Raw genomic sequence first — 11,991 nt, 5'->3', positions numbered from 1 at the left:
GCATCTTTTAACACCTTCTTTGGTAGGTTACTCCTTCATATCATTCAGGAATGAGCTGCCAATCGTGCCCAAGCGCCGAATTTTGAAATCGACCTTGATATCTACGGGTAATTCTGCAAAATGCTCACGATCCCAATTTTTTTTCAGTGAATTCCAGGTCTTCGGATCAGCGCGGTGAATGGCTTCACCGAAACCGAAAATGTCAGATTTGTACGATTTTTGAGCTTTTCTGACGGCTGATTTCATGATCTCTTCGATCTTTTCTTCCTCTTTTTTCTCCACCTCATAAATCGTGCTCACCTTGGTCAAATCCAGGCCCTGACACTCGACTTCTCCTACGTTGGCCTCAACCTGCATTTTAACATTGATCCGGGGCTCTCCCCTGTTAACGCTCCCTTTTATGGCGGTTTGGGTCCGAATGATTTCTGTGACAACTTTGCCGCCTCCGGGGCAGCCTACAAAGCCGACAGAGCTTTGCACTTTGCCGAGAATGAAGTTGTAGCCTCTGCTTTCCGTTTCATTTAGCCACCCGATCAATCTGTCTTTTTTGAATACAGCAAGCCCGGAATACTGTAAACGGACAGGCGGGTCGATTTTTTGGACATTGCTGTTCATTTCTCCCATTTCTTTATTGCCAACGATCCGAAGTCCGGTCAAGACAGGCTGCATTCCTTCACTCGTGATAGCTTTAATTAATTCATCCAAGGTTACGGTCATACTGGGTGACCAGTTTTTCTCCGAAGATTCCAGGGAGGAGAACAGTTTATTTGCCGGAATCGGATCTAAGGGTGTCATAATTTTCAGCGTATCCTCCGCGCTGGTGCCTTTGGACACCACAATATAAAAATCGGTGCGGAACTCATGATCCCTGGAGAGTAAATCCAGAGCTTTTGCCATCCCTTCGGTCGCTATCGACTCACCGATTACGCATATACGCAGGTGAGAAAAATACATTTTCCGAGGACTCAGCGTTGTTATTTTTCGGATCGCTTCAAGTACGGTATCGGCTTCCTCTGTATACAATGTGGCTGGAGCCTCGCCTGCCCCTTTTTGGGCCGATACGGCCCTAGGGTCTACAACCTGGACGGAGACCCGGAATTGATCCCCTTGTTTATCAATCCCCATACCGACGGCGATGGCCAGATCATTCAACTCTCTGCGGCTCCAACAGCCCGTCAGAAGCAAGGTCATTGTAAGAATCAGGAACAGACAGGCGGCCTTCCGATTCACGATGCTCCTCCTTTCCATTTGTGCCAGTCCTCTCTATTTCATTCCCGTGGTTTCCGGGGCGGGGTGCTGTTTCGGCGATTCACGTTCTTCTGATTGAGTAATCTGGGACGTGTAATCATCATCCAGTGAGGAAGCCGAAAGATGGTATCCTTGGTGTCCGACGGTATTAGAGGGGCAAAAGGAGCCATATAGGGAATGCCAAACGAACGAAGGCTGCACATATGCAGGATGAGAGCAATGCCGCCGACGAAAATCCCGAATAGTCCGAATGAAGCGGCAAGCCCCATCAAAGGGAATCGCAGCATACGGAAAGCAATGGACATATTATAGGCAGGAAGAACAAAGCTGGAAATCGCAGTAATGGATACGACAATAACCATCGCCGCTGATATGATCCCAGCCTGGACAGCCGCTTGTCCGATCACAAGTGTGCCTACGATAGAGACGGCCGCTCCAATATACTTGGGCATACGGACGCCGGCTTCCCGCAATATTTCAAAAGTTAGTTCCATCATGAGTGCTTCAATAAAGGCAGGGAAGGGGACGGCTTCCCGCTGTGCCGCCAGACCGATCAGCAGTGAGGTTGGCAGCATTTCCTGATGAAACGTAGTGATGGCAACATATAAGGACGGACCAAGCAGGGAAATAAAGACTCCGGTGTAACGAAGAACCCGAATGAAGCTGCTGATATCGGCACGCTGATAATAATCCTCCGCCGCATGCAGGAAGGAAACAAACAGCGCGGGTACGACAAGCACAAACGGGGTTCCATCCACCAGGATCGCGATCTTTCCTTCCAACAGCTCGGCGGCGATGACATCCGGGCGTTCGGAGTTGTATACTGTTGGAAAAGGGGTAAATGTTTCGTCCTGAATTAACTCCTCGATATACCCGCTTTCAAGAATGCCGTCTACATCAATGCGATTCAGTCGTTCATGCACTTCTTCGACCAATTTATGGTCCACGATTCCCTTGATATACATGACTGCGACATCGGTTTGGGTCACGCGGCCAATTTGTTTTGTTTCCAGCCACAGGTTCGGATCTTTAATCTTACGTCGGATCAAGGCCGTATTCGTGCGCAGTGTTTCAGAAAATCCCTCTCGTGGCCCACGGACGACATTTTCCGAAGCGGGCTCGGTAACCCCGCGATCTTTCCATCCTCGTGCGCTGGCCACGATTCCCTGCGTCTCACCGTCAACCAAAATGATTGCATCTCCGGACAACAGAGCGTTATATAAGGTTTCAAAGTCGGTTACATCCCGGATGCCCCCGATGGTCAGGGCGTAATCTTTTAAAATCTGCAGAACATGGGAGGAGGTTTGAATACTACTCTCCACGTCGCTGGACAAGCTGCTATCCAGCATCATCGACTCCATGATGAAGTCGGAGACTACGTTTTTATCCGCCAAACCGTCGGTATAGAGGATCGCAATGATTTGTTCACCATCCTTGCCGATACGAACTTCTCTTATGATGATGTCGGTGCTGTTACCGAGTGCTTGTCTGATCCGCTGAAGATTTGACCCGATATTTGCACTGAGCTGCGCCTCTGAATGTGCAGGCTTACTCTCGGTGTGCTGGACAGGTGGCTTTTTAAACTTGTTGTGGCTGCTTCTTTTCCGAAAATGCATGAATGTTCGCCCTCTCCTTGCGGATGCTTTTTAATCCAGTATGGACGCAGTGGGCTTCCCATAAACTTACTATTGGAATTTCGATGATTGGAGGGGGAATATGAAAAAACCTCTTTCACAAGAGTGAAAGAGGTTCTCAGGTATCTGCACCAATTACAATTTAGGATTTTTTCCATATTTGTTCTCAGCGGGTTGACTGTCTTGGCATAAGAATACAATCAGGATAATAGAACCGACAAGAGGGATTAAACCGATCAAAATCCACCATCCGGTTCTGCCTGTGTCGTGCAGTCTACGGGCTATAACGGCCAGAGACGGCAACAGGACAGCCAAAGAATAAAGGTACGTCAAGATCGGAGTTAAGCCCACAAGACCATCGATCAAACCGATTATAAAAGTGGCGATCGTACTGAACAGAACAAACATCCAGTATTCTGTACGTCGTGCTCTACCTTGGAATCCTACATAGTTTTTTAATCCATTTAAATACCATTGCATATATTTTCACCTCCCCAAAAAATTTAAAGGTTTACTTTAAGGTAATTCAAAATTGTTCTTTTAGGTATATCGGCAGGAAAGGTAGGATATGTAATACATTTATTTCATACTATTTGCCATTACTTGCACTCCCTGCCGACACGTAAGTTGGCGATACAAAGTTTTCGCTGTACACTGCTTGTAATTGAACTGTTCAGGGAGGAGATTGTTTGATGTCCAAAGCAGACCATATGCTATCCATCCTCTGGATGTTAAAGCAGCGTAGACGAACCGCAGGCGAATTAGCGGATGCGCTGGAAATCAGCGTTCGTTCGGTATACCGTTATATAGATGCGTTGTGCGTCAGTGGGGTTCCGGTTATTGCCGATGCCGGACCTGGTGGCGGCTACTGTCTGCCTGATAACTTCGTCGAAGCACCGTTGTTCTTCGACGCCGAAGAGCAGAAGGCGCTTGTCCAAGCAGCCGCCTTCGTCCGTGGGACGGGATATCCGTATGTCCAAGCGCTTGAACGGGCGCTGGATAAGCTGAAGCGATACAGCAACGTCCAACAAATCGAACGGATGGAGAGCCATGAGCGCGGGATTGAAACGCTCCATACGTCTAATGGGGCAATGGCAGAAATTCTGCAAGAGCTTGAATCAGGCATAGCCAACGGAGACACTCTGGACATGGAATACCGCAAGGGGAATGAAGAAACGGTCTCCTCACGTTCCATTGATCCTTATGGGCTTGTACTTTGGAAGGGGCAGTGGTACAGCATCGCGTATTGCCACCAGCGGCAGGAGATCCGTAACTTCCGTGTCGACAGAATTATCGGACTCCGGTGTAGTGGCGCGAGCTTCATACGTCCTGCCGATTTCTCTGCGCGCGATTTTCTCCTGCAGAGCTTGCTTCCTGCCCGGGAAAGAGCAGAGGAGTTGGTTGCCGTGGTAATTGAGTCATCCGAGATGATATTAAATGATCTTTGCGGTCATTGGCTATTCGGGCATACCTTGGATCAGCGGGAGGAGGGATGGGCCCGGTTTCTGCTGGACGAAAGCTCATTGCTCACTTATGTCCCATATTTCTTGTTGCCTTATGGGAAAACGCTGTATATTCGGGAGCCAGCGGCGTTGAAGCAGCGGATGATGGTGGTTGCCTCGGAAATGGCTCGCCATTACGAAAATTAATTTTGTCTCTTTGGGAACACTGACTGTAGCTGTCAGTGTCCTTTTTGTATAGTGTAAACGAGTCTTAAGTATAAGAAAGTACAAGCACATATTATTAAGGAGGAACAAAACATGAAAGAACTGAAATATGAGGTCTACATTGGGGGGGCGCCCGAACAGGTATGGGCATGCCTCGTCTCTCCGGAGTACGTTCAGCAAATCTATTACGGAAGCATAATCCGTTCCAGCTTCAAGGAGGGGGAATTGCTGGAGTATGTTGGACCGGGCGCTGAGGGCGAAGAAACCGTTCATGTGTACGGGACGCTGCTGGAGTATGCTCCCTTGAAGGCCCTGCGTTTTACGCATAAGGTAGGCCCCTCATACCTGAAAGGGCGAGAGAACTATGAATCCCGGATTTCCTGGCTGATAGAGCCAGTGGGCGGATGCACGAAGTTGTCTCTTATCCATGATGAGTGGCATCCTGACGATCCTTCCTATGGACCGAGTGACAATGCTTGGTGGCATATTCTAAGTAATACAAAAACGTTAGTAGAGACTGGAAACACGCTTGATTTCGAAGGCAACAAATAACAAAGACAACACGGAAAACAGGAATAGAAGCAGTCGGTACTTTTTGAATTTGGCTGGAATAACAGCGTATGGATTTCAATTGCCGGATTCATAAATACATTAGATTTATATAACAAAGGCAGGATGTGCTTCAGCGCATCCTGCCTTTGTTGCTTTAACAGTTAGTTGAAATTAACTCATGTGGAAGCATTGAATTTACAGGTGGGATAAGAGGAAGAAGAGACTACGCAAATAGATGAATTGATATAATTAATAATTTTATTAAAGAATTCATAAAAATATAAAATTAAGTATTGAATTTTCCATATTGATTGCATAATATAGAGGTACGGTTCACCGTCAGGTTTGAACCTGCCTTCTTAAGAGAAGGGCTTTTATTTTTTGAACAAATTGAAAGCGCTTTAATATCTGCCGGGGGTGATGATGAGTATCTATTTCAAGAGGAAAATAAACGAATCAAAATACAATAGAAGCCTGACCGCTGATTAACCAGGTTTGTTCAAATCGAGAGGAGATTAGTTAATGAAACGATTATTTTTCCGCAAAGTAACGACTGTTTCTCTGGCAGGTGCTTTGCTGTTACCTGCCTCTTTTGCAGGCGCGGAGCAAACGCTCCATCCGGGTACAGATGAAGTTCAAAACCCGGGACAGATTACACTTCAAGATCAGAGTCTGGAGAACGTTACAATTCAGAGCAAAAAGGTGACAGCTTCTTTCAAGGAAACCTCCGTGCATGATCCTTCCATTCTGAAGGTGAACGATACCTTTTATATATTTGGCTCTCATTTGGCGGCTGCCAAGTCCAAGGATCTAATGAATTGGGATACGATTGCTACAGGAGTAGCGAACGGTAACGTATTGATCCCGAACGTCAAAGTGGAACTAAAAGAGGCTCTCGATTGGGCACAGACGGACACGCTGTGGGCAGCGGATGTCATTCAACTGGCGGACGGCAAGTTTTATATGTACTATAATGCCTGCAAAGGTGACTCTCCGCGCTCTGCGATGGGTGTAGCGGTGGCTGACAAAATCGAAGGACCCTACAAGAACAAAGGGATTTTCCTGAAATCCGGCATGTGGGGACAACCGAGTGAGGACGGAGCCGTCTATGATGCGACCAAGCATCCGAATGCCGTGGACCCGGATACTTTTTATGATAAGAACGGCAAGCTGTGGATGGTATACGGGTCCTATTCAGGAGGCATCTTTATTCTGAAAATGGATGAGAAAACAGGGAAGCCGCTGCCCGGACAAGGCTACGGGAAAAAGCTGACAGGCGGTAACCATGCCCGTATGGAAGGGCCGTACATACAGTACAGTCCGCAAACAGACTATTATTACCTGTTCCTGTCTTATGGCGGCTTGTCGGCAGATGGCGGATACAACCTTCGTGTGGCTCGCTCCAAAACACCGGATGGTCCTTTTTACGATGCTGAGGGCAACGACATGATCAAGGTCAAGGCGAACCCTGACAAACCTCTTTTTGATGACGCTTCCATTGAGCCATACGGTGTCAAGCTGATAGGGAATTACCTGATTCCAAGGGAAGTCGGTGATCCGGGTACAGGACTGGGTACAGGCTATGTTTCTCCCGGACATAACTCGGCTTATTACGATCCCAAGACCAAGAAGCATTTTCTGATCTTCCATTCCCGTTTTCCGGGACGGGGCGAGCAATTTGAGGTACGCGTGCATGAAATGTTCATGAACGCTGACGGTTGGCCCGTAGTTGCTCCTTATCGTTATTCGGGAGATGAGGATTCTCTTAAAAAGTTGTCGGAAAAGGATGTCCTTGGTCAATACTCGTATGTAAATCACGGAAAAGAAATTTCGGCCAATATTAAGCAAGCCGTGACCGTCAGTTTGGAAAGCGGCGGCAAACTGTCTGGCGGCGCGAGCGGTACATGGAAGCTTGGCACAGGTAACCAGCTGGAGATTACAGTGGATGGTACAAAGTACAAAGGTGTTTTCCTTCGGCACCTTGATCCAGATACGGGCACCAAGACGTTTGCTTTCACTGCGCTATCCTCCAAGGGTATTGCGGTATGGGGTACGCTAAAGCCTGAGCAGAAGGCCAGCAAAATTGTAGCAGCGGTGCAGAAGGATTTGAGCTTGGGCGATACGAGCAACGTTTTTTATAATCTGACGCTTCCTACTCAGGGAACACAAGATACCACCATTTCGTGGGAGTCCTCACGTCCCGGAAACATTTCCGTGACAGGTGAAGTGTACCGTCCAGAAGCGGGCTCCCAGCCTGCAACGGTCACATTGACCGCGACCATAAAAAAAGACAAAGCAACAGCGATGAAAAGCTTTATAGCCACAGTTCCCGAGCAGGCTCAGGGTCCGCAGCTCGCACTCTATTCATGGAGTGAGGATCTAGGGACAACGGTCGTGGACAGCACATACAACAACTATGATGGCAAGGCATTTGGGGGAGCCACATGGGACAAGGATGGGAAGTCCGGCGGAGCTCTTGTTTTGAACGGCAAGGATGGTTACGTGCAGCTGCCGGGTACGGTAACAGATGCGGAGGACTTTACTTTTTCCGCTTGGGTAAACTGGAAGGGCGGCGCAGCCTGGCAGCGGATTTTTGACTTTGGAAATGGACAGAGCCGCCATATGTTTCTGACCCCATCCCAAGGAAGCGGTGTGCTACAGTTTACGATCCATGAAGGTACAGATCAAAGCTTGCTTTCCAAAGCACCGCTGCCCTTGAACCAGTGGACGCATGTAGCGGTTACACTGGAGGGGAACACCGGAAAGCTGTATGTAAACGGTGAAGAGGTAGCTGTTAATGATAGCGTTACCTTTAACCCGAGAGAACTGCTGACGAGCGAGGCTTATCTCGGTAAAAGCCGCTTTGCTGCCGATGCCAACTTTAATGGCAGTCTGGATGAGGTTCAATTGTATAACAAAGCGCTGACAACAGATGAAATTAAGGCATTGGCAGGTCTTTGATGCTGGTTAAAAGGTAACGCAACAGAGTGGATGCAGAAGACGGGCATATTTTAGAAAAAAGTTCGTCTTCTGTATAATGTTTTGTATATTTATTTTTCATTTGCTGGTATAATAAGAAGCAGTTGCGGATATACTGTTTTAGGTAGGCGTTGATGATTGACTTTCGCCTGATGAATACAGCTTGGACACATAAATAGAGGACAAGAGCACACTCTGCATAATTTAAATTCACCAGTGCTTGCGTTTTCAATACACTTATGGTAATATGAGTATATTGAAATTGTGACCTGAGATTCGCATATTGTAGAGGGCTATTGTTTTAGGTTGAAATAACCTTGTGCAATATGTGAATTTTTATTTGTAAAAAATAAAGGTCATATAAATACATTTTGGAGGTAATTCCATGCAAACAGGTACAGTAAAATGGTTTAACGCAGAAAAAGGTTTTGGTTTCATCGAGGTTGAAGGTGGAAGCGACGTATTCGTACACTTCTCCGCAATCCAAGGCGACGGCTTCAAATCTTTGGACGAAGGCCAACGCGTAGAATTCAACGTAGTTGAAGGAAACCGTGGACCACAAGCTGAGAACGTTGTAAAACTGTAATTTAAAATTACAGCCTGCTTCAGATGCCCCGAACATAGCGTTTGGGGCATTTGTTTTTATCTGTTCACAAGGCCGTTTTTGAACTGATTACATCTTATCGCTTTATAAATCATGAAGAAAGAGGGATGTTTATGTACAATTCACGGAAAAAGCCAATGGATGAGATTCCTGAGGAAATTACAACTGTCTGGAATTGCGCCAGCGATACGTGCAACGGATGGATGCGGGATAACTTCGCTTTTTCTGTCGAGCCGACATGCCCCATTTGCGGTTCTGCCATGGTGAAGGGCGAGAAAAAGCTGTCCGTTTTGAATAATACGAGCTTTAATCATACCAAACAATCCTAATTGGATATATGTTTGTAGTGAAGGATGCCCCATAGCCGCTAACGGCGCTGAGGCGTCTTTTTTGTTTTTTTGGAGAACGCACCGCAAGGTGCTATTTTTTTGCGCATATGAATGTCCTGGTTCTCCGATTATGGCATGGGGGAAGGTTGAGATAGTATGCTCAGTAAGGTGGAATTAAATTCGGGGAGCGCATCGTAAAATACAGCATGACCGCTTCGTTCAAAAGGAATAAGCCTTGACCCAGCAATTCCTTTTTGGGTTTCTACAGCCAGTGGGAAAGGGCAGACCTGATCAAGCTTCCCGTGTAAAATCCAGGTAGGTACACGGATATGCGGAAGATCCGGGCGTAAATCAGAATCACGCAGTGAATATAAAGTGAAGGCCATGCTATGGACAGAGGCTGCAAAGCCCTGATCACGTATCCAGTCGCGAAAGCTCTGGCTGACGGGGTTGGCAAACAATAGCTCGCCAAATGAAGTGACCAGTTGCGGTCGATCTGTATAGGCTTGCTTGATGAGCTTATCCACTTCCGTGACCGGAGTGCCTTGAGGAAAGCCGCTGGATGGAGTGAAACGGGGCGTAGCCGCTCCCAGCAGAATAAGCTGATCGACGCCAAATCCCCGGTGCCTGCTCATATAGCGTACAACAATAGCTCCCCCCATGGAAAAACCAATCAGTCGTATCTGTCTTAGCTGGAGCGCCTGAATGACAGCCAACAGATCGTCTGCTAGTCGATCATAGTTGTAGCCTTGCCATGGTCGGTCGGACCTGCCGAATCCCCTAAGATCCACCTGAATACAGCGATACCCGTAGGAAGGCAGCAGAGCTACCTGATATTCGTACATTCGATGATCCAGCGGCCAGCCATGCACCATTAGAACGGGGATGCCGGCTCCTGTATCTTCCACATACAGATTGACGCCTCGTTCCACCTCGATATAATATCCCAATGCGTTCACCCCTTTGGAGTCACAAAAATTCGTTCTTTCTCACATATATGTGATCAGGGCTTAGCTCATTCGAAAATGGGATAGCAGCAGTCGCGATTTAAACATATTGATTGTTAAAAAATGTATGTCATCCCGCATAGCGATAAGATATAATGATGGGATGAAATAGTAACGGGAGAGTGGAACCATGGCACCATCAAAAACTTTAAAATGGATTACAGGCGGTTTAGAGCTATTTTTAGCTATTCCTGTTTTGGGCGGACTCATCGTCGTAAACTCCGTGTATACCGTGTTGTTCTTTATGATGATTTTCCATATCGTTACATTAGTGCTATCTGTGGTAAACAAGGAGGCCTATTATGGATCTATCTTGGGCATTGTGACCTCTGTTGTCGGATGGATTCCGTTCGTGGGATGGTTGATGCATTTGCTTTCAGGTATATTTTTGATGGTTACAGCAGCTCAACAAGACCGTAACTCCTATGATGATTATCGCTACTAAGTTACACCCGGCAATGAAATGATGAAAGATCCTGATAATACAGGATCTTTTTTTATTATGCACACCCTGTTATTGGAACCGAATCTCACTCCCTAAATCTCCCCATGATGATGGTGTTGTAGTATTTACCGTCAGCAAGAAATTTATCATTTTTTAATATACCTTCGATTTCAAAACCAAACCTTTTATAGAGTTCAATAGCTTTATCATTGGTTTCTAAAACATGTAGGCTTATTTTCTTGATGTCGTTGGAGTCAGCCCAAGCTATAGATTTCTTTAAAAGATTTCTCCCAATCCCGTAACCCCAATAATCCTTTAGAACGCATACTCCAAATTCTACTTTATGAGAGGTTCTGCTCAGAGAATGTCCTTCACATCTTGAAAATCCAACGATTTTATCATGAACTACAGCGACTAAAAAAAGATTTCGGCTATTCCGGGTATCTGTTTCAATGAGCCGTTCAAAACCGGGTGTATCTATGAAGGCCTCGCCTTGTTCTCTGTCTAAATTTTCAGTCTCTCCATCAATCTGCAACCGGATTTCAGACAAACTCTTCACATCAAATTCCTGTAATGCTACCTCTTGACCAAGCTAGTCTACCACATATTGTCTTGGTAAAAGAAAAATAAGCCTGTCCCCTTCTGCCGCATAGCAGCAGGGGGACAGGCTTATCTACTCCTCTATCCGTACAGGGAAGCCGGATGGAGATTTATTTAACATGGGGTGGCTATGTTTGATTAACAAATGGGTTCTATGAATGTGAATTATTGAGCTAAAGCCTTTTAGAAAACTGGAGCCTTGTTAGCTTCAGCTTTAACAGGAGCTTTGGCTGCATCTGTTTTACCTGCTTCTACTGGTGGCTTGGACGGCTTAACGCCGTTTACCAAATCCGTAACCATTTTCTTCAGGTTGGAGACACGTGGGTCATATTCAGTTGCTGTAATTTTGCTGTTTTGTTTTTCAGTGGCCAGTTTCGCTTTCAGATCCGAAACAAGCACATCAATAACAGATTCTACGCTTACGCCTTGTGCTTTAGCAATTGCTGCGAGTGTCTTGCCTGATTTTAACTGTGTATTCAACTCGCTGGAGAACAATTTCAACACTTTCAGAAGAGCCTTGTTCTCAGCAAAATTTCCCCCTACGATGGCAGGACCGTTAGCGTCGCCAGGGTTACCTTTAGGTGCCTGAGTTTTGTCTACAATTGGAGCCTTCTCAGGTGTAGTTGAAGCAGCATGGGCTGCGCCAGTGGAGTACAGTGCTCCACCTCCTAAAAATGCCAATGCCATCGTTCCTGCCAAAATCGCTTTCTTGGTGTTCTTCATCTTCATTTTCCACCTTCGGTTATGGTTTGTTTGGTACGAGACTTATCATAAGATATGAACTTGAATGCTGTCTGAGCGCAAGCTGAGCATTTGCTGAATAGGTTTTGAACGGCATGACTAAAATTTCAACTAAAAATATACTTGTATTATGTGTATTAAGTGATATAATACACTGAATGCACGATAGATGCAGCGGATTAGGG

The 11,991-nt window shown here is 46.3% G+C and carries 11 protein-coding genes and 1 pseudogene; 6 read left to right on the top strand and 6 right to left on the bottom strand.

Annotated elements, in window-relative coordinates:
• Positions 1-27: 27 nt before the first annotated feature.
• The 3 genes from E0698_RS12410 to E0698_RS12400 all read right to left on the bottom strand — a co-directional run bounded on the left by E0698_RS12410 (position 28) and on the right by E0698_RS12400 (position 3,362).
• A complete protein-coding gene (locus E0698_RS12410; protein WP_192511757.1) occupies positions 28-1,230 on the bottom strand; it encodes a Ger(x)C family spore germination protein in 1,203 nt (400 codons plus the stop codon).
• A gap of 38 nt (positions 1,231-1,268) precedes the next feature.
• Positions 1,269-2,864, bottom strand: coding sequence for a spore germination protein (locus E0698_RS12405; RefSeq protein WP_192511756.1), 1,596 nt, complete (start codon positions 2,862-2,864; stop codon positions 1,269-1,271).
• Positions 2,865-3,017: 153 nt separating this feature from the next.
• A complete protein-coding gene (locus tag E0698_RS12400; RefSeq protein ID WP_192511755.1) occupies positions 3,018-3,362 on the bottom strand; it encodes a DUF805 domain-containing protein in 345 nt (114 codons plus the stop codon).
• 212 nt (positions 3,363-3,574) lie between these two features.
• Between E0698_RS12400 and E0698_RS12395 the strand changes: the two genes are divergently transcribed.
• The 5 genes from E0698_RS12395 to E0698_RS12375 all read left to right on the top strand — a co-directional run bounded on the left by E0698_RS12395 (position 3,575) and on the right by E0698_RS12375 (position 9,013).
• Positions 3,575-4,531 (top strand): helix-turn-helix transcriptional regulator, encoded by a 957-nt coding sequence (locus E0698_RS12395; RefSeq protein WP_192511754.1) that lies wholly within the window; start codon positions 3,575-3,577, stop codon positions 4,529-4,531.
• A gap of 111 nt (positions 4,532-4,642) precedes the next feature.
• The gene (locus tag E0698_RS12390) at positions 4,643-5,101 is read left to right on the top strand and encodes an SRPBCC domain-containing protein (RefSeq protein WP_192511753.1); all 459 of its coding nucleotides are present in this window, start codon (positions 4,643-4,645) and stop codon (positions 5,099-5,101) included.
• A gap of 522 nt (positions 5,102-5,623) precedes the next feature.
• On the top strand, positions 5,624-8,062 hold the full coding sequence (locus E0698_RS12385; protein ID WP_192511752.1) for a family 43 glycosylhydrolase: 2,439 nt from the start codon (positions 5,624-5,626) through the stop codon (positions 8,060-8,062).
• 403 nt (positions 8,063-8,465) lie between these two features.
• Positions 8,466-8,666, top strand: coding sequence for a cold-shock protein CspD (gene cspD / locus E0698_RS12380; protein WP_013308356.1), 201 nt, complete (start codon positions 8,466-8,468; stop codon positions 8,664-8,666).
• A gap of 131 nt (positions 8,667-8,797) precedes the next feature.
• Positions 8,798-9,013 carry a cold-shock protein gene (locus tag E0698_RS12375; protein WP_044646459.1) on the top strand — a complete coding sequence of 72 codons (216 nt, stop codon included), beginning with the start codon at positions 8,798-8,800 and terminating at the stop codon, positions 9,011-9,013.
• A gap of 128 nt (positions 9,014-9,141) precedes the next feature.
• Here E0698_RS12375 and E0698_RS12370 read toward each other — a convergent pair whose 3' ends face one another.
• Entirely contained in the window at positions 9,142-9,963 is an 822-nt protein-coding gene (locus E0698_RS12370) for an alpha/beta fold hydrolase (RefSeq protein WP_192511751.1), read from the bottom strand.
• 187 nt (positions 9,964-10,150) lie between these two features.
• Here E0698_RS12370 and E0698_RS12365 point away from each other — a divergent pair, with 187 nt between their 5' ends.
• Positions 10,151-10,465, top strand: a complete 315-nt coding sequence (locus E0698_RS12365) for a hypothetical protein (protein WP_134911535.1) — start codon at positions 10,151-10,153, stop codon at positions 10,463-10,465.
• Positions 10,466-10,550: 85 nt separating this feature from the next.
• Here the strand turns inward: E0698_RS12365 and E0698_RS12360 are convergent.
• Both E0698_RS12360 and E0698_RS12355 read right to left on the bottom strand, forming a co-directional pair.
• A pseudogene (locus tag E0698_RS12360) lies at positions 10,551-11,033 on the bottom strand (GNAT family N-acetyltransferase); the annotation flags it as partial.
• A gap of 215 nt (positions 11,034-11,248) precedes the next feature.
• A complete protein-coding gene (locus E0698_RS12355; protein ID WP_192511749.1) occupies positions 11,249-11,788 on the bottom strand; it encodes a hypothetical protein in 540 nt (179 codons plus the stop codon).
• Positions 11,789-11,991 lie beyond the last annotated feature (203 nt).

It is taken from the genome of Paenibacillus sp. 23TSA30-6, from assembly GCF_014858585.1.
Classification (GTDB): Bacteria; Bacillota; Bacilli; order Paenibacillales; family Paenibacillaceae; genus Paenibacillus.
Note: the sequence above shows the minus strand (reverse complement) of the source record. Positions and strands in the feature narration are given on the sequence as shown.